15 protein-coding genes are annotated in these 17,398 nt (G+C 60.2%); 9 read left to right on the forward strand and 6 right to left on the reverse strand.

Annotated elements, in window-relative coordinates:
* Positions 1-22 precede the first annotated feature (22 nt).
* The 9 genes from IP76_RS06885 (at position 23) to IP76_RS06925 (ending at position 10,317) form a co-directional block, all read left to right on the forward strand.
* A complete protein-coding gene (locus IP76_RS06885; RefSeq protein ID WP_054157470.1) occupies positions 23-682 on the forward strand; it encodes an XRE family transcriptional regulator in 660 nt (219 codons plus the stop codon).
* A 90-nt stretch (positions 683-772) separates the two neighbouring features.
* Positions 773-1,678: a glutamine amidotransferase family protein gene (locus tag IP76_RS06890; protein ID WP_054157532.1), complete on the forward strand. Its 906-nt coding sequence runs from the start codon at positions 773-775 to the stop codon at positions 1,676-1,678.
* 33 nt (positions 1,679-1,711) lie between these two features.
* Positions 1,712-2,398 (forward strand): GXGXG domain-containing protein, encoded by a 687-nt coding sequence (locus tag IP76_RS06895; RefSeq protein ID WP_054157471.1) that lies wholly within the window; start codon positions 1,712-1,714, stop codon positions 2,396-2,398.
* Positions 2,399-2,412: 14 nt separating this feature from the next.
* Positions 2,413-3,741: an FMN-binding glutamate synthase family protein gene (locus IP76_RS06900; RefSeq protein WP_054157472.1), complete on the forward strand. Its 1,329-nt coding sequence runs from the start codon at positions 2,413-2,415 to the stop codon at positions 3,739-3,741.
* A gap of 87 nt (positions 3,742-3,828) precedes the next feature.
* The gene (glnT, locus tag IP76_RS06905; RefSeq protein ID WP_054157473.1) at positions 3,829-5,136 is read left to right on the forward strand and encodes a type III glutamate--ammonia ligase; all 1,308 of its coding nucleotides are present in this window, start codon (positions 3,829-3,831) and stop codon (positions 5,134-5,136) included.
* Between the two features lie 142 nt (positions 5,137-5,278).
* Entirely contained in the window at positions 5,279-6,160 is an 882-nt protein-coding gene (gene purU, locus IP76_RS06910) for a formyltetrahydrofolate deformylase (RefSeq protein ID WP_054157474.1), read from the forward strand.
* A 153-nt stretch (positions 6,161-6,313) separates the two neighbouring features.
* Entirely contained in the window at positions 6,314-7,411 is a 1,098-nt protein-coding gene (locus IP76_RS06915; RefSeq protein WP_054157475.1) for an ABC transporter ATP-binding protein, read from the forward strand.
* 234 nt (positions 7,412-7,645) lie between these two features.
* Positions 7,646-8,626: an ABC transporter substrate-binding protein gene (locus IP76_RS06920; RefSeq protein WP_054157476.1), complete on the forward strand. Its 981-nt coding sequence runs from the start codon at positions 7,646-7,648 to the stop codon at positions 8,624-8,626.
* 5 nt (positions 8,627-8,631) lie between these two features.
* Positions 8,632-10,317 (forward strand): iron ABC transporter permease, encoded by a 1,686-nt coding sequence (locus IP76_RS06925; protein WP_054157477.1) that lies wholly within the window; start codon positions 8,632-8,634, stop codon positions 10,315-10,317.
* A 165-nt stretch (positions 10,318-10,482) separates the two neighbouring features.
* Here IP76_RS06925 and IP76_RS06930 read toward each other — a convergent pair whose 3' ends face one another.
* The 6 genes from IP76_RS06930 to IP76_RS06955 form a co-directional block, all read right to left on the reverse strand.
* A complete protein-coding gene (locus tag IP76_RS06930; protein ID WP_054157478.1) occupies positions 10,483-11,601 on the reverse strand; it encodes a glycoside hydrolase family 105 protein in 1,119 nt (372 codons plus the stop codon).
* Between the two features lie 35 nt (positions 11,602-11,636).
* Positions 11,637-13,037: a hypothetical protein gene (locus IP76_RS06935; protein WP_054157479.1), complete on the reverse strand. Its 1,401-nt coding sequence runs from the start codon at positions 13,035-13,037 to the stop codon at positions 11,637-11,639.
* Positions 13,038-13,114: 77 nt separating this feature from the next.
* Positions 13,115-14,194 (reverse strand): ABC transporter ATP-binding protein, encoded by a 1,080-nt coding sequence (locus IP76_RS06940; RefSeq protein WP_054157480.1) that lies wholly within the window; start codon positions 14,192-14,194, stop codon positions 13,115-13,117.
* 59 nt (positions 14,195-14,253) lie between these two features.
* Positions 14,254-15,030 (reverse strand): carbohydrate ABC transporter permease, encoded by a 777-nt coding sequence (locus tag IP76_RS06945; protein ID WP_245281413.1) that lies wholly within the window; start codon positions 15,028-15,030, stop codon positions 14,254-14,256.
* A gap of 91 nt (positions 15,031-15,121) precedes the next feature.
* Positions 15,122-16,027, reverse strand: a complete 906-nt coding sequence (locus IP76_RS06950) for a carbohydrate ABC transporter permease (RefSeq protein WP_054157533.1) — start codon at positions 16,025-16,027, stop codon at positions 15,122-15,124.
* Between the two features lie 46 nt (positions 16,028-16,073).
* The gene (locus tag IP76_RS06955) at positions 16,074-17,363 is read right to left on the reverse strand and encodes an ABC transporter substrate-binding protein (RefSeq protein ID WP_082352441.1); all 1,290 of its coding nucleotides are present in this window, start codon (positions 17,361-17,363) and stop codon (positions 16,074-16,076) included.
* Between the last annotated feature and the right edge of the window lie 35 nt (positions 17,364-17,398).

Raw genomic sequence — 17,398 nt, forward strand, 5'->3', positions numbered from 1 at the left:
GAGGCCCGGAGGAAGAGACACGATGGCAAAGAGCGGGAAAGAGCTGGTGAACCCTGCCAAGGCGGCACTTGCCCAGGATCCCCATGCAGTTCGTGAGCCGCGTGCCAACAATCTCGAAATGGCAATCGGCCATGAGGTGCGCACGTATCGCAAGAAGCTCGGCATCACGGTCGCCGACATGGCCGCCGCCACCGGCATGTCCGTCGGCATGCTGTCGAAGATCGAAAACGGCAACATTTCGCCTTCGCTGACAACCCTTCAGGCATTGTCCAAAGCGCTTGGCGTGCCGATCACCGCCTTCTTTCGGGGCTTTGAGGAACCGCGTAGCGCAAGCTTCGTCAAGGCCGGGGAAGGCGTGCATCTGGAGCGTCGGGGAACTCGTGCCGGCCACCACTACAGTCTGCTCGGTCATATCGAGAACAACACATCAGGCGTCATCGTCGAACCCTATCTGATCACGCTGAACGCCTCCTCCGATGTCTTTCCGACGTTCCAGCACGAAGGCATGGAGTTCCTCTACATGCTGGAGGGCGAGGTGGTTTATCGCCATGGTGATAGCCTCTACCGCATGGAAGCCGGCGACAGCCTGTTCTTCGATGCCGATGCGCCGCACGGCCCGGAAGAACTGGTCAAATTGCCGGCGCGCTACCTGTCCATCATCTCCTATCCGCAGCAACAATAGTTGCCTAAAAAGAAAAAAATATTCCTAAGGATTGATTTTGCTAACGCCCACTGCTAGGTCTGTCTCCAACGAAAAATGGAGATCACGGCCATGTGCGGCATTGTGGGTTTGTTCCTGAAAGACAAGACGCTGGAGCCCCGTCTAGGGGATCTGCTGTCGGATATGCTGATCACCATGACCGATCGTGGACCGGATTCCGCCGGTATCGCGATCTATGGCGGCACGACCGACGGCAAGGCCAAGGTGACGATCCAGTCTGCCGATCCGGCCAGCGATTTCCCGGGCCTCGACGCAGATCTGGCGAAAGCCGGCATTGACGCTGCCGTCACGATCAAAAGCACCCATGCGGTCATCGAGATCGCAGCGTCCCGGCTTGGCGAAATCCGCGCAATCCTGAGCGATATCCGTCCCAACACCCGCATCATGGGTTCGGGCGAAAGCGTCGAGATCTTCAAGGAAATCGGCCTGCCGAAGGATGTGGTCAGGCGCTTCGACGTCCGCTCTATGGGCGGCACGCATGGCATTGGCCACACCCGTATGGCCACCGAAAGCGCCGTCACCACGCTCGGCGCCCACCCCTTCTCGACAGGGGCGGACCAGTGCCTAGTCCACAACGGCTCGCTGTCGAACCACAACAATCTGCGCCGTGAACTCATCCGTGAAGGCATGAGCTTCGAGACCCAGAACGACAGTGAAGTCGCCGCCGCCTATCTCACGGCGGAGATGGCCAAGGGCAAGGACCTCGGTGAGGCGCTGACCGGCGCGCTCGACGATCTCGACGGCTTCTTCACCTTCGTCGTCGGCACAAAGTCGGGCTTCGGCGTTGTGCGCGATCCGATCGCCTGCAAACCGGCCGTCATGGCCGAGACCGATCAGTATGTCGCCTTCGGCTCGGAATACCGTGCGCTGGTCAATCTGCCGGGCATCGAGACCGCCCGCGTCTGGGAGCCGGAACCGGCAACCGTCTACTTCTGGGATCACGACAAGGCCGCTTGAAGCCTCGCCTCACACGACACGAAAGTTTGCTCCATGCCTGTTTTCGATCTTTCTCAGACGCCGCTGCGTGACCTGAACAGCGCTCTTCACGCGCTCAGCGCCGGCGCCAATGATACTGCCTTCGAAGTCGTCAACCCGCGCGGCAGCCATGCCGTCGCCGTCGGCATCGACGCCCCCGTCACCGTCGAGGTCAAAGGTTCCGTCGGCTATTACTGTGCCGGCATGAACGACGGCGGCACCGTCACGGTCCATGGTTCCGCCGGACCGGGTGTTGCTGAAAACATGATGTCTGGCACCGTGATCATCGAAGGCGACGCTTCGCAATATGCCGGCGCCACTGGTCGTGGCGGGCTGCTCGTCATCAAGGGTAACGCCGCCTCGCGTTGCGGCATCTCGATGAAGGGCATCGATATCGTCGTCAAAGGCTCGATTGGCCATATGTCGGCCTTCATGGGCCAGTCCGGTCACCTCGTTGTCTGTGGCGACGCCGGCGAAGCGCTCGGTGACAGTCTCTATGAGGCAAAGCTCTTCGTGCGCGGCACGGTGAAGAGCCTCGGCGCCGACTGCATAGAGAAGGAGCTGCGACCCGAACACCTCGAAAAGCTCGCCGAGCTTTTGGCAAAGGCCGGCATCACGGACGTGAAGCCGGAAGAGTTCAAGCGCTACGGTTCGGCCCGCAAGCTCTACAATTTCAATATCGACAACGCTGACGCGTACTGAGGCGAGGAACAGCCATGAGCTACCACAACCCTTTCACCCCGCCGCGCAAGTCCGCAACCTTCGACGATTACACGCTGGCCGAAATCCGCCGCGCAGCCGCTACCGGCATCTATGACATCAGAGGCGCCGGCACCAAGCGCAAGGTCCCGCATTTCGACGACCTGCTCTTCCTCGGTGCGTCGATCTCGCGTTATCCGCTCGAAGGCTATCGCGAGAAATGCGACACGTCCGTGGTGCTCGGTACCCGCTTTGCCAAGAAGCCTATCTACCTGAAGACCCCGATCACCATTGCCGGCATGTCCTTCGGCGCTCTCTCCGGCAATGCCAAGGAAGCGCTCGGCCGCGGCGCCACACTTGCCGGCACATCGACCACCACAGGCGACGGCGGCATGACCGACGAGGAGCGTGGCCACAGCCAGACGCTGGTCTATCAGTATCTCCCCTCGCGCTACGGCATGAACCCGAAAGACCTGCGTCGTGCCGACGCGATCGAAGTGGTGGTTGGCCAGGGTGCCAAGCCCGGCGGCGGCGGCATGCTGCTTGGCCAGAAAATCTCCGACCGCGTCGCCAACATGCGCAATCTGCCCAAGGGCATCGATCAGCGCTCCGCCTGCCGCCACCCGGACTGGACCGGTCCGGACGATCTCGAAATCAAGATCCTCGAATTGCGCGAGATCACCGACTGGGAAAAGCCGATCTATGTGAAGGTCGGTGGTGCCCGCCCGTACTATGATACGGCCCTTGCCGTGAAAGCCGGTGCCGATGTCGTTGTGCTCGACGGCATGCAGGGCGGGACGGCCGCCACCCAGGACGTCTTCATCGAGAATGTCGGCATGCCAACGCTCGCCTGCATCCGTCCTGCCGTGCAGGCGCTGCAGGATCTCGGCATGCATCGCAAGGTGCAACTGATCATCTCTGGCGGCATCCGCTCCGGTGCCGATGTGGCGAAAGCCCTGGCACTGGGCGCCGATGCGGTGGCGATCGGCACGGCAGCGCTCGTTGCCATCGGCGACAATGACCCGAAGTGGGAAGAGGAATATCAGAAGCTCGGCACCACGGCCGGCGCCTATGACGACTGGCATGAAGGCAAGGACCCAGCCGGCATCACCACCCAGGATCCGGAACTCGCCGCCCGCCTCGATCCGGTGGCTGCCGGTCGTCGGCTTGCCAACTACCTGAAGGTCATGACGCTGGAAGCCCAGACGATTGCGCGCGCCTGCGGCAAGAACAAGCTGACCAATCTCGAGCCGGAAGATCTCTGCGCGCTCACCATGGAAGCTGCCGCCATGGCGCAAGTGCCGCTCGCCGGCACCAGCTGGTATCCCGGCAAGGGAGGTTTCTAACACCCTGATGGCCGCATCCGACCTCCCACGGATGCGGCCATTTCCTTTCAACCAATGTGTCTCAATCCATAAAAACAGGGGAACGACGTGACACAGGATCTTGCAAGCTTCGCCGCCGAGCGCGGCATCAAATATTTCATGATCAGCTATACCGACCTCTTTGGCGCCCAGCGCGCCAAGCTGGTGCCGGCAGAAGCGATCGCCGACATGCAGAAGGATGGTGCGGGCTTTGCCGGCTTCGCAACCTGGCTCGATCTGACACCGGCCCATCCCGATCTTTTCGCCATTCCCGACGCCTCCTCGGTCATCCAGCTTCCCTGGAAGAAGGATGTCGCCTGGGTCGCCGCCGACTGCGTGATGGAAGACAAGCCCGTCGAACAGGCACCGCGCGTGGTGCTTAAGCGGCTGGTCGCGGAAGCCGCAGAGCTGGGCCTCAGGGTCAAGACCGGCGTCGAGCCGGAATTCTTCCTGATCTCGGCTGATGGCGAAAAGATCTCGGATGAATTCGATACGGCCGAAAAGCCCTGCTACGACCAGCAGGCTCTGATGCGCCGCTACGATGTCATCGCCGAGATCTGCGACTACATGCTGGAACTGGGCTGGAAGCCCTACCAGAACGACCATGAAGACGCCAACGGCCAGTTCGAGATGAACTGGGAGTATGACGATGCGCTTGTCACGGCTGACAAGCATTCCTTCTTCAAGTTCATGGTGAAATCCGTCACCGAAAAGCATGGGCTGCGCGCCACCTTCATGCCGAAACCCTTCAAGGGCCTGACCGGCAATGGCTGCCATGCGCATATTTCGGTCTGGGATACGGACGGCAAGTTCAATGCCTTTGCCGACAAGGCCATGCCCTTCGGTCTCTCGGCCAAGGGCAAGACCTTCCTCGGCGGCATCATGAAACATGCCTCGGCGCTCGCTGCTATCACCAATCCGACGGTCAATTCCTACAAGCGCATCAACGCGCCGCGCACGGTCTCCGGGGCCACCTGGGCACCGAACACTGTCACCTGGACGGGCAACAACCGCACCCACATGGTCCGTGTGCCCGGTCCCGGCCGCTTCGAACTGCGCCTGCCGGACGGCGCGGTGAACCCGTACCTGTTGCAGGCGATCATCATTGCAGCCGGCTTGAGCGGCTTGAAGTGTGATGCCGATCCGGGTCCGCACCACGATATCGACATGTACCGCGACGGGCATCTGATCAAGGATGCGCCGAAGCTGCCGCTCAACCTGCTCGATGCGCTGCGCGCCTATGAGGAAGACAAGGGCCTGCAGGCAGCCCTCGGCACTGAATTCTCCGCCGCCTATCTCAAGCTGAAGCACGGCGAGTGGAATACCTATTGCTCGCAGTTTACCGCCTGGGAGCACCAGACGACGCTCGACGTCTGACATCGTTGAAAGATCCGCAGATGTCTCGGTTCCGATCCGAGGCATCTGCACCCTCTCGCCATCATTCCCGTTGCAGATCCGCGCCACACCGGCGAGGATGGCGGCGCAACACCGACCTATGCCCAGACCGGAGCCTGAACCGATGAAACACGTCCTGACCGTATCCTGCAAGTCGACCCGCGGCATCGTCGCCGCGATCACGGGCCTGCTTGCAGAGAAGGGCTGTTACATCGTCGACTCATCACAGTTCGACGATCTCGACACTGGCCTGTTTTTCATGCGGCTCAGCTTCATCATCCAGGATGGCGCGACGATCGACGAGATCGTGGCCGGGCTTGAGCCGGTGAAAAAGAGATTCGGCATGACCGCCGAATTCCATGACGGCGATGCCAAGATGAAGGTGCTGTTGATGGTCTCGCGCTTCGGCCATTGCCTGAACGACCTTCTCTATCGCTGGAAGATCGGCGCGCTTCCGATCGACATTGTCGGCGTTGTCTCCAACCACTTCGATTACCAGAAGGTCGTCGTCAACCACGACATCCCCTTCCACCACATCAAGGTGACCAAGGACAACAAGCCTCAGGCCGAGGCGCAACTCCTCGATCTGGTCGAACAGACCGGCACCGAGCTCATCGTTCTCGCCCGCTACATGCAGGTGCTCTCAGACAGTCTGTGCCGGAAAATGTCGGGCAAGATCATCAACATCCACCACTCGTTTCTGCCGAGCTTCAAGGGCGCGAACCCCTACAAGCAGGCCTATGAGCGCGGCGTGAAGCTGATCGGGGCGACGGCCCATTACGTCACCGCCGATCTCGACGAAGGCCCGATCATCGAGCAGGACACCGTGCGCGTGACCCATGCCCAGTCGCCGGAGGATTACGTCTCGATGGGTCGCGACGTGGAAGCCCAGGTTCTGGCCCGCGCCATCCACGCCCATATCCACCACCGCACCTTCATCAACGGCAACCGCACCATCGTCTTCCCGCCGAGCCCGGGCTCTTACGCCTCCGAGCGCATGGGGTGAGCACAAAGCGGGTTCGGTTTGCGTGACCAGTTTCGGGCGTTTCGCTCACTGGATTTTCGTCGGCGTTCCCATCGCCACTATTACAATTCTCAGATTTCATCTGGCTGTCACGAGCCGGTGGCAAGGCGATCTCGAACGAACGAGAGTTGTGCCGTGCCCCGTCTGACCCTGAATACAATCACCAAACACTTCGCCAACTTCCAGGCGCTGCACGATGTGAGCCTGTCTGTCCCGGATGGTGCATTCCTGGCGCTGCTTGGACCTTCAGGCTGTGGAAAGACAACACTGCTTCGAATGATTGCCGGGCTCGATGTGCCGGATCGCGGCGAGATCCGCTTCGATGATACTGTTGTTGCAGGGCCGTCCGCATTCATTCCGCCGGAACAGCGCGAGGTCGGGATGGTGTTCCAGTCCTATGCGCTCTGGCCGACCATGACAGTCAGGGGAAATATCGAATTTGGTCTCAAGGTCGCTGGTCTCTCATCGCGTGAGCGTAACGCCCGGATCGAGGAGGTTCTCGAGGTTGTCGGTCTGAGGGGGTTCGGAAGTCGCCGACCGCATGAACTCTCGGGCGGCCAGCGTCAGCGGGTGGCGCTGGCGCGATCTCTTGCAATGCGGCCAAAGCTCATTCTGCTCGATGAACCGCTCGCCAATCTCGACGCACATCTGCGCGAGACCATGCTCGCCGAGTTTCGCCGCATCCACAGCCTGACGGGGGCGACCTTCGTCTTCGTCACCCACGACCAGGATGAGGCTATGGCTGTTGCGACCCATGTCGCGGTGATGGATCGTGGCAAGCTGGAACAGATGGGGACGCCTGAAGACCTCTATTTGAGACCTGCCACGCCGATGGTGGCACGGTTCATAGGCCGCGGCCGCACATTGCCGGTCAACGTCCTACGCTCGCAGGGCGATCGAGTGGTCGTGCAACTTGGCGGGCATGTGCTTGAACTGCCGGGACAGGCGCGGGTTGGTCGCGGATGGCTCTGCATCCATGCGTCCGATCTTTCGCGCGTGGCTGAGGGCGGCCACCTGAAGACGGAGCTCGCAGGGCAAGTTTTCCAGAACGGCGCCTGGCTTAGTCACTGTGTGCCGACCGAAATCGATGGCGATATAGTCAGTCTCCCGCTGAAGGATAGGATAGCCCCGGGCACGCCAATTGACCTTGTCGTCAACAGCGGATGGGTGATCGGACATGCTGATAAGGAATCTGCCTTGATGCCGGCAGGGGAGAATGTTGAGAGCGTTTGATCCCCGGATCATGCTGTCCCGTAGCGACGGGCATGTCTACACAAGACGGATGTAACGCCTCCTCACCAAAGAGCCGGTGAATGTCACGGGACGATCATCAAACTGTAGTCTAGCCGTCATCGGTGCGCGTTAGGCGGAAGGGGCTGGGCCGCCGTAATCCGGCGTCGCATTTGCTTTCTTTCGTCTGGTCTCGGCCGCCCTACAGCGTTCCTAGACTTTTCCAACGAGGTTTCCATGTCGTTCATCCGAATGCTTGTCGCCACCACCGTTCTTGCCGGTTTTGCTTTTCATGCTCAGGCAGAGGACACGATCACCGTCTACACGTCGCAGCCGCAGGACCAGATGACGGATGTCATCAAGGCGTTTAACGTTGATCATCCGGAGATCAAGGTCGAGCTCTTCCGTTCCGGCACGACGGAAGTCATGGCCAAGCTGCAGGCTGAATATGCTGCCGGCAACAGCCCTGCCGATGTGATCCTGATCGCCGACACGGTCGCGATGACGCAGCTCAAGAATGATGACCGACTGCTCGCCTATACCGACGCGCCGGTCGAAGGCATCGATCCGAGCTTCTTCGATGCCGACAAGACATTCTTCGGGACGAAGGTCATAACCACCGGCATAGTCTATAACACTGACCTGGTGAAAACCGCACCGACGAGCTGGAACGACCTCCTGGCTGCCGATACGGCGAAGAGCCTGATCATGCCGAGCCCGCTTTATTCGGGTGCCGCCGTTATCCACGTGGGCACGATGGCGCAGCAGCCTGAGTTCGGCTGGGCCTATTACGAGAAGCTGGCGGATGCCGGAGCCGTCGCCGGCCAGGGCAATGGGACAGTCATCGAGGCCGTTGCCCGCGGCGAAAAGGCCTACGGCATCATCATCGAATACATGGCGCTGAACGCCAAGAAGAAGGGCTCGCCTGTTGACTTCGTCTTTCCGGCCGAAGGCGTCAGCTCGATCACCCAGCCGGTTGCCGTGCTCAAGGGGTCGGACGCAGCCGAAGCGGCCAAGACATTCGTGGCCTGGCAGCTTTCCAAGCCCGCCCAGGCACAGGCAGCAGCGCAAGGCTACTTCCCGATCCTGCCGAGTGTTGCGCAGCCGGAAGGCTATCCGGCACTCACCACACTGAAAATTCTCCCCGCCGACAGCGCAGCCATGCTGAAGGCTGACACCGAAAACAAGGAAAAATTCGCCGAACTCTTCGGTGGCTGATCTCCATGCGCGTGCCAGCATTTTCGGGAGGCGAGCGGCTGCTCGTCTCCCTTCTCTTTCTTTATGTGGTCACGACCACGCTTTGGCCGCTTGCCCGGCTTTTCGCCAGTGCTTTCCAGTCCGGCGAGGATGGGGCAGCTCTCGGGTTAATGCTTTCGACACTCACCAGTCGATCGACGCTTCGGGCGCTGACCGGCACATTGCAGACGGCGGGACTTTCTGTGATTGTTTCGCTTGTGCTCGGTGTTGCCCTGGCATTCGCCATCAGCCTGTTGAGGCTTAAAAGCCGAACGGCACTTACGTTTCTGATCCTGATGCCGTTGATCGTACCGTCGCAGACCATGGCGTTAGCATGGATCGAACTCTTCGGCGCCAACTCGCCCATCCTGAAACCGCTGGGCTTCGCTCCTCAGCCGGGCACGACCAATCCGCTCTATTCGATCGGTGGCATTGCGCTCGTCATGGGTATTGAACACATGCCGCTTGTCTTTATCGCAGTCCGGTCTGCCTTGCGGGCACTCCCTGCCGATCTGGTCGAAGCCGCTCGCATCCTCGGAGTTTCACCGCATCGGATTGGAACAGGAATCGTCCTGCCGATCGTCATGCCTTCCGTCCTTGCGGGCGGCTTGATCGCGTTCACCGCCGCGATCGGAAATTTCGGCGTACCGGCGCTTCTCGGCATACCAGGTCGCATCTCGGTGCTGACGACATTGATCTATCAGCGCCTGAATGGTTTCGGACCGGCTGCGGCTGGGCAGGTGGCGACACTTGCCCTTACCCTTGCGCTCATGGCTGCGCTTGCCATCTTTCTGCGCAATATCGTGATGACGCGCATCGCAGTGCCACTTCCCGCTGGTGCGCCGTTCATGTCTCAACGACAGGCCCCGCTTGTCGAGGTGCTGCTTTGGTGTGTGGTGCTTTTCTTGTCGATTCTTCCGCTCGCAGCTCTCATGATGACCGCGTTGCTGCCGGCGATTGGCGTTCCCATTCGTCTTGACACAATCGGTCTCGAGCAGTTCCGCGCGGTACTCGAGAATGCAGCCGTCCGGCGCGCCTTTGGCAATTCGCTGATGTTGGCGGGTGTTACGGCTTTCACAAGCGTCGCGGTTGCTATCCCCTTTGCCTATCTTGCGGTCGGACGATCAAACACTCTTCTCAAGGTCCTGGACGTCGCCATTGAGGCGCCTTGGGTGATCCCCGGCACCGTCGTGTCGCTTGGCATGATCGTCGCTTTCCTGCAGCCGCTTCCGCTGGTCGGGGTGTCGATCTATGGCACGATGGCCATCCTTGTTGTCGCCTATCTTGCCCGTTTTTTGCCGCTGGTCTTGCGACCTGTTGCTGCGGCTGCTCAGTCTGCCGATCCCTCGCTGGACGAAGCCGGTCGGGTGGTCGGCGCCGGCCTTGCCCGACGTATCCTGTCGATTTTCCTGCCGGGTATCTTACCGGCGGCGATGGCCGGCGTAATCCTTGTCGTGATGACCGCGCTGAATGAACTGACGCTTTCGGCGTTGCTCTGGTCCTCAGGCAATGAGACGATCGGCGTTATGGTATTCGCGCTGCAATATGAGGGCAACTCGACGGCGGCGGCGGCGCTTGCCGTCTTGTCGACTTTTCTCGTCTTCGTGTTGGCGGCGGCTGCAACGATCCTTGCCCGAGTCCTGCCCAGGGGCGCGCTTCCCTGGATGGACTGAGGCGTAGGCGATATTGCAGGCGGCTTGAGGGAGCGCTTGAGAAAAAATGCGTTCCATGAACCGGCTCAGAGCGTTCACTGAGGTAAAGCCGAGCCGGTTCTTGACCCCTTGTGATGCCGAGAATGCGGCGCACAATCTCAATGCGGCCGTGATGGGGTCAGGCCTTTAGATGTAGCTGTGCAGATACTCCGTCAGGCAGAACATCGCCATGGCCTGTCCGTAGGGCATGGAAGTCCGCGGAATGGTCCGATAGTAGTCGAGATCGTCCGAGACGCCGGTGCCGAACGACACCTGCTGCAACTCACCTTTTGCGTCGATATTGGCCACGACCGCTTGGACGGCGCGTTCAGCCACGACCGCAAACTCCTCTGGCAGATAGCGTTTTCGTACAGCCTTCATCAGGCCATAGGCAAATCCCGCGGTCGCGGAAGCCTCCAGGTAGCTCTCGGGATCGTCGATCAGCGTGTGCCAGAGACCGCTGGCATCCTGGTATTTCCTCAGCGCTTCGGCCTGCGCGCGCAACACGGCAAGCAGATGACGCCGGATTGGATCCCCTTCCGGTAGATTGAGCATCTCGATGAATTCCGGGATCGCGATCGTCACCCAGCTATTGCCACGCGCCCAGAGTGCCCGGCCGAAGTTGTTCCGGCCGTTAAAGGTCCAGCCGTGGTACCAGAGACCAGACGAGGTGTCGGCCAGGAACCGGGTATGTGCCAGAAACTGGTACTTGGCTTCCTCGACATAATCGGGACGCTCGAGAAGCAGGCCGATCTTGGCAAGCGGCAGCACGCTCATCATCAGCGTATCGTCCCAAAGCTGCTGGTCGTTCACCAGATGATAGACGATGTGCTGCAATCCACCGTCCTCAGTCTTCGGCATCCCGTGCATGACCCATTCGGCCCATGTATCGAGATAGGGGATCCAGGATTGGTCCGGCCGGCACTCGTACAGACATGCAAGTGTGAGGAATGGTGCGACGGTATTGACGTTTTTCGTTGGCGTACCTTCTTCGAACCGCGCGGCGAACCATCGTGTTATGATGTCCAGTGCCTTGGGATCGTTGGACATCTGCCAGTACTTGAACAGGCCATAGAGGCCGATGCCATGGGTCCATTCCCAGCCATTCCAGCCTTTTGTATCGATCTCGCGGCCATCCTCCAGACGCAGGAGAAAGGCGCCGGTCTCGTCCTTGATGTTGATGAGGTTCTCGGTGAGGCGGCCAATCAGAGAGATGATCTCCGGTCGGGCTGCGATATGGGTCTTCTGGCGAAGCAGGGGATGCATGGAATGTCCTCTCTGGGCGATCAGATGTTGGCGGGTCAGGCTGCGATATCTGCGAGCCCGGCCGGGAGTTGCTTTGCCGTAGCGGCGATCATCGCCCGGAACAGTTCGCTGGCTCGCTCCGCACCGATCGGAGCGACGAGGGGGTCCGCCAGGAAGAGGCCTTCAAGTGCGGCGGCGTCTTCCGAAATCACCGCGGCGAGAAGGGCGTTTTGACGGTCTGCATGGGGGCGTACCAAGGCCTCAACCGCTGCCGGCAGTCGTCCCGCCCGGATGGGGCGAATGCCATGGCCCGAGAAGAGAACATTGGTCTCGACGATTGTCCCCGGCGCCAGACCTTCCATATGGCCTGTATTCGGCATGTTGGCATTGACCACCAGGACGTCTCCGCGGGTGAGGGCCCGGATCTGGGCTACGAGCGCTTCTTCGGATGGCGGGCGGGGTGTCGGCGCAGTATTGGCTGTCTGAACCCTTTCAGCGGCAGCCTGCCGCTCGATGCGGTCCCGGCGACGCCAGTCGACTGGGGTGAGTGCGAAACCCCAATCCGTGCAGCGATCAAGGTACCAGCTCTGCGGCACGAACTCCGCCAGGTGCCGGTCGCCGGCCGCAGCAGCAATGCCGTAGCGCGCCGCGAGGTCGAACTTTACCTGGTTATGGTCCTCATAGAGCCGGGCGAACTCGTTCGTCTGGTCAATCGGCTCGGGGCGCCAGCCCTTTGACCGGTGTTCGGCCGCGAACGCCAGATAGTCCGGCATCCAGTCCCGTCCACCAACAAAGGCGCGGTCAACAAAGGTGAAGTGATTGATGCCAAGCACATTGGTCTGAACGTCGTGGAAGCCGAAGCGGTCGGTGCCTTCCGCGCGGTTGGCGAGCCAGGCGATGATTTTGCGCAGCTTCGTTACCTCATGGCATTCGCCCCAGGCCTTGATTGCGGGAAATGCCGCGTAAAGCGCACCGGTCAGGACTGACATGGGGTTTGTCAGGTTGCACACATAGGCCTTTGGGCAAAATTCACCGATGGCGCGACCGATTGCGAGCATGGCTGGAATGGCACGCATGGCCCGGAGATACCCGCCGGGGCCGACCGTATCTCCTACTGATTGGAGAATGCCCATGGAGGCCGGCAGATCGATGTCATGAGCCATGTCATCGAAGCTTCCCGGCAGGATGGACACCACGACGAAGTCGGCGCCAATGAGGGCATCGTCGATATTGGTCGGTGCCGAGTAACGGATCGAAAGGCCTGCTGCCTCTGACATGCGGTTGCCGATCGTGGCATTGCGCTGGGCGGCTTGGTTGTCGATGTCGAACAGCCGAACTTCGCCGGCGATCGTGCGGTCATGGATGAGATCTGACATCAGGACCTGTGCCCAATTCAATGAGCCTCCGCCGATATAGGCAAGAACGATTTCGGTATCGGAACGGGATCGGTTGAGCATGGCGGTTCCTCCTGGACACAGGTGTTCGTTCGGCAAAGGTCGATGCGACTGACCGCAGAGTTAAATTGTTGTCGACTTCAGTTTCGACGCAGGGAGAGACCCGCCGCATCGAAAAGATGGCATTGGTTGGGGTCGAAACGCAGCTCGACATCCGCGCCGTGCCGGATCGCCAGTTGGCCTGGCACGGAAACGGTGAGGTTGGTCCCAGACACCGTCGTGACATACAGAACAGTCGCGCCACCGAGTTGCTCGACAAGTTCGACCTTCGCAGCCGTGAGTGAGATCCCCTCGTCGCCGCCAACGGTGATGTGCTCTGGTCGAACGCCGAAGGTGATGTGGGCACCCGCCATCAGCCCGGACCAGCCGGGATTGAGTTTCAGGCTCTGACCGCCGATCTCGATCGTGTCCTGTCCAATGACAGTGCCATCGACAAGGTTCATTTTCGGCGAGCCGATGAAGCCAGCAACAAACCGGTTGGCCGGATGATTGTACAGATCGAGCGGCGAGCCTGTCTGCATGATCTCGCCGGCCCTCAGCACGACGATTTTGTCAGCCATGGTCATGGCTTCCGTCTGGTCATGGGTCACGTAGATCATCGTATTGCCGAGGCGCTCGTGCAGTTTGGTGATTTCGACGCGCATCTGGACGCGAAGTTCGGCATCGAGGTTCGAGAGTGGTTCGTCGAAGAGAAAGATCTTCGGATCGCGCACAATCGAGCGCCCGATTGCCACACGCTGGCGTTGGCCGCCGGACAGGGCCTTCGGCCGACGCTGCAGGAGGTGCGTGATCTGCAGAATTTCGGCCGCCTGCATGACGCGGCGCTCGATTTCCTCGCGCTTGTAACGGGCGGTTTCGAGGCCAAAGGCCAGGTTCTTGTAGACGGTCATGTGCGGATAAAGCGCATAGCTTTGGAAGACCATGGCGATGCCACGCTTGGAGGCTGCAACATCATTCATCCGCTGGCCGTCTATCAGCAGATCCCCATCCGATATGGTCTCTAGACCTGCGATCATCCGCAGCAGGGTCGACTTTCCGCAGCCGGACGGGCCGACGAAGACGGTGAATTCACCGGGTGCGATATCCAGATCGATCCCGCGAATGATCTCCAGCGCCCCGAAGCGTTTGACGACCTTCCGCAACTGAATAGGTGTAGTCATGGTTTTCCATCCGAATGTCTGTTGTCGGTCCATCTTTCAGGAGCCGTATATTCTCGTATTCAGCGCTTCATGCCGGTGGTCGCGATCCCCTCGATGAGGAGGCGCTGGCAGCACAGGAAGATGAGGAAGATTGGCACCAGCGAGAGCAGGGACATCGCAAAGAGTTCGCTCCAGCTCGACGATCCGCTTGAATCCACGAAGGAGCGCAGGGCGAGCTGGACCGTGTATTTGCTCATGTCGCTGATGTAGATGAGGGGGCCGAAGAAATCCTCCCACGTCCAGATGAAGGAGAAGATCGAAGCGGTTGCGAGCACAGGCAGCGATAGAGGCAGAATGACCTTCCAGTAGATGCGCCAGGGACTGCATCCGTCCATCATTGCCGCCTCGTCGAGCTCGCGCGGGATGCCGCGGAAGAACTGGACCATAAGGAAGATAAAGAAGGCATCCACGGCGAAATATCTGGGCACGATCAACGGCAGCCAGCTGTTGATCCATCCCAGTTCGCGAAAGAGCACATATTGCGGGATAAGCGTCACGTGATACGGCAGCATCAATGTTCCGAGCATCAACGCGAACCAGATGCGTTTTGCCGGGAACTCCAGTCGGGCGAAGGCATAGGCGGCCAGCGAGCAGGCGACGACATTGCCGACCGTGGCCAGAACCGACACGATCAGGGAATTCAGGAAGAACTGTCCAAAGCTGACGCTGAGGCCGAACCAGCCGTTCGAATAGGCTTGTAGCGTCACTTGCGATGGGATCAGCCCGCTGTCGGCGGCGAAAAGCTCTTCAGCTGGCCGGATGGAGCCCGACGCCATCCAAAGGATGGGGTAGAGCATCACGAAAGAGGCGACGATCAGGATCAGGTGGCTGAGGCCACCACGAAGCCGCGGAAACCTCGGCTCAGTGCCGGGCAGGGCGGGCGTCATATCACTCATCGTAATGGACCCAGTATCTTGTTGAGGCGAAGGAGAGGGCCGTAACGCCCGCGATGATGACCACCAGTACCCAGGCGAGGGCCGAGGCATAGCCCATGCGGAAGTAGCCGAAGGCCTCCTGGTAGAGATAGAGTGTGTAGAAGAGCGTCGAATTGATCGGTCCGCCGGTGCCGCCCGAAATGATGAAGGCAGGCGTGAAGGCCTTGAAGGCATCGATCGTCTGGATCACGACATTGAAGAAGATGACGGGCGACAGGAGCGGCAGGGTAATCTTGACGAATTGCCGCCGCGCCGAAGCGCCGTCCAGGCTCGCAGCCTCATACATGTCCGTCGGGATCTGGCGCAGGCCCGCAAGGAAGATGATCATGGGCGATCCGAACTGCCAGACCGATAGGATGACAAGAGTGTAAAGCGAATAGTTCGGGTTCGATATCCAGCTCGGGCCTTCGATGCCAAAGGTGGAGAGGGCGCTGTTGACCAAGCCGTTTGCGGCGAACAACTGGCGCCACAGCACGGCGATCGCGACAGACGCGCCGAGAAGCGACGGCAGATAGAAGATCGCGCGGTAGAGGCTGAGGCCGCTGAGGCCACGGTTCAACAACATCGCCACGCCGAGCGCAAACGTGAGTTTGAGGGGAACGGACAAGGCGACGTAGAGAAAGGTCACCTTCATCGCTGCGGTGAACTTCGGGTCTGCGGTCGCCATTCGCACGTAATTCTCGGTACCTACCCATTCCGGGCTGCTGAGCAGGTCGAAGTTGGTGAAGGACAAGTAGAGCGACATTAACGCCGGACCCAATGTAAGCCCGAAGAAGCCGACCAGCCATGGCAGGAGAAACAGGTAGCCCGTGACGCCGCCGTGGAACCACGAACGTCCGGTGGGTATGGATGAGCGCATAGCGCCCGGATCACGGGTGCTCTCTGACTGGCTGGTCGGCATGGGATCAGCCTCGCTTCAGATTTGCCGAGGTTTCGGAGACGAGTGTTTCGCCGGCTTGCTCGGGCGTCGATTGCTCGAAGGCAACTTCCTGGCTGATCCGGGTCAGAACATTGTAGTTCTCGCCCGAACCCTTCGGCGGCGGCGGCGGTAGCGGCCCGGAATAGGCTTCTATGTGGCTGATGAACGCAAGTGCTTTGCGACCCACGTCGTCAACCTTGCTGGCCAGCGCGTCGCGGATTTCCGGTGCCGCCGGCACGCCGCGTTCGATGCCAAGGATGAGGGCACCTTCGGGCTCGCGGGCGAGGAAGTTCGCCAAGGCGACAGCGATGTTCGGGTTTTTGGCGCCCGCCGTGACCGACAGCATCTGGGATGGCTTCAGGTAGTGGCCCGGCTTGCCCCCATCCAAAGTGGGGCAGGCAATCAGATCGAGCGTGGATTTTGCCAGCTTTTGATATCCAGCGAACTGGTTTGAGAAGGCAAAATCGGTTGCCGCAGTGCCAGTTGTTAGTGGCGCAGTCTCGATCGTGTTCTTGTAGAGCGCCTGGACGTCAGGCGGGACGCACCCGCCCGATGCGCGAATTTCGGACCAAAGCTTGAACCAGTCCGTAGCATCGGTCACGTCATAACCCAGGTTCCCATCGGCCGTATACAGCGACTTGCCGCGCTGCAGCAGCCAAGCCTCGAACGTGTTTTCCTGGCCGCTGCTGTCAGCCGTAGCGTAGAAATTCTTGCGTTTGCCGGCCTTGGCAAATGCCGCGCATTTTTCGGCGAACTGCTGCCAGGTCGTGCCGGAGGTTGGCGCCTCTACGCCCGCCTCTGCCCATGCGGCATTGTCGATCAGTGTCGCAAAGGAGTTTACGCCAAGATTGACGCCGAACAGCTTGCCGTCGACGGAGCACGAGGCAAGGTTGGCGGCGCCGAAGTCGGCGATCTTGAGTTCTTTGCCCATGAAGTCGTCGAGCGGCACGATGGCCCCACGGCCTGCATACTCGAACAAATAGCGGTAATCCATCTGGATCAGGTCCGGCGCATTTCCGCCAGCTACCTGGGTTGCCAGCCGGGTCCAGTAGTCGTCCCAGCCCATGAATTCGGTTTCAACGCTTGAGCCACCATTCTTCTGCTCGAAGAGGTCAACCGCTTCATTGGTTCTGCGCGCGCGCTCTTCCGAGCCCCACCAAACCATCCTGATGCCGCCGTCCTGGGCGAAAGCGGAAATTTTGCCAAGCAGGGGCGTGAGTGAAACGCCAAGGCCGGCGACAAGAAGGTGCCGTCGTTTCAAATGCATGTTGTTCATGAAATCCTCCTCCCAATAAGATGGTGCTGGCATCC

The sequence above is a fragment of the Rhizobium sp. AAP43 genome (assembly GCF_001296045.1).
GTDB lineage: Bacteria > Pseudomonadota > Alphaproteobacteria > Rhizobiales > Rhizobiaceae > Allorhizobium.

Bases quoted from the DNA above. Each gene is read 5' to 3' on its own strand.
- IP76_RS06885 (WP_054157470.1), top strand. From the start codon at position 23: ATGGCAAAGAGCGGGAAAGAGCTGGTGAACCCTGCCAAGGCGGCACTT.
- IP76_RS06890 (WP_054157532.1), top strand. From the start codon at position 773: ATGTGCGGCATTGTGGGTTTGTTCCTGAAAGACAAGACGCTGGAGCCC.
- IP76_RS06895 (WP_054157471.1), top strand. From the start codon at position 1,712: ATGCCTGTTTTCGATCTTTCTCAGACGCCGCTGCGTGACCTGAACAGC.
- IP76_RS06900 (WP_054157472.1), top strand. From the start codon at position 2,413: ATGAGCTACCACAACCCTTTCACCCCGCCGCGCAAGTCCGCAACCTTC.
- purU (WP_054157474.1), top strand. From the start codon at position 5,279: ATGAAACACGTCCTGACCGTATCCTGCAAGTCGACCCGCGGCATCGTC.
- IP76_RS06920 (WP_054157476.1), top strand. From the start codon at position 7,646: ATGTCGTTCATCCGAATGCTTGTCGCCACCACCGTTCTTGCCGGTTTT.
- IP76_RS06925 (WP_054157477.1), top strand. From the start codon at position 8,632: ATGCGCGTGCCAGCATTTTCGGGAGGCGAGCGGCTGCTCGTCTCCCTT.
- IP76_RS06930 (WP_054157478.1), bottom strand. From the start codon at position 11,601: ATGCATCCCCTGCTTCGCCAGAAGACCCATATCGCAGCCCGACCGGAG.
- IP76_RS06935 (WP_054157479.1), bottom strand. From the start codon at position 13,037: ATGCTCAACCGATCCCGTTCCGATACCGAAATCGTTCTTGCCTATATC.
- IP76_RS06940 (WP_054157480.1), bottom strand. From the start codon at position 14,194: ATGACTACACCTATTCAGTTGCGGAAGGTCGTCAAACGCTTCGGGGCG.
- IP76_RS06945 (WP_245281413.1), bottom strand. From the start codon at position 15,030: ATGCTCTACCCCATCCTTTGGATGGCGTCGGGCTCCATCCGGCCAGCT.
- IP76_RS06950 (WP_054157533.1), bottom strand. From the start codon at position 16,027: ATGCGCTCATCCATACCCACCGGACGTTCGTGGTTCCACGGCGGCGTC.
- IP76_RS06955 (WP_082352441.1), bottom strand. From the start codon at position 17,363: ATGAACAACATGCATTTGAAACGACGGCACCTTCTTGTCGCCGGCCTT.